Source organism: Pseudoalteromonas sp. 19-MNA-CIBAN-0066 (genome assembly GCF_040308705.1).
Lineage (GTDB): Bacteria > Pseudomonadota > Gammaproteobacteria > Enterobacterales > Alteromonadaceae > Pseudoalteromonas > Pseudoalteromonas nigrifaciens.
In genome coordinates this window covers 1-234 of the sequence record NZ_JBEONZ010000438.1, presented here as the reverse complement: position 1 = coordinate 234, position 234 = coordinate 1, and the positions used below count along the sequence as shown (strand labels likewise).

At 40.6% G+C, this 234-nt stretch carries 1 protein-coding gene; it reads left to right on the top strand.

From position 1 onward, the window contains the following. The coding region (locus tag AAEZ18_RS19735) for a phytase (RefSeq protein ID WP_352256151.1) at window positions 1-234 on the top strand (234 nt) is incomplete at both ends.

The following is a 234-nucleotide window of genomic DNA, read 5'->3' as shown; positions in this document are numbered from 1 at the left end:
ATGTATGTACTCGTCAAATACGGGGAACTATGTATTTGTAAATGATAAATCGGGGCTATATCAGCAATATAAAATCAGTGAGAATAACGAAAAAATAACAGGCAAACTTGTTCGCGAGTTTAACCTACCAAGCCAACCAGAAGGCTGTAGTGCAGATGATGAACTAGGACAATTATTTGTAGGCGAAGAAGATGCCGGTATTTGGTTTATAGGTGCAGAGCCAACGGCAGGCAG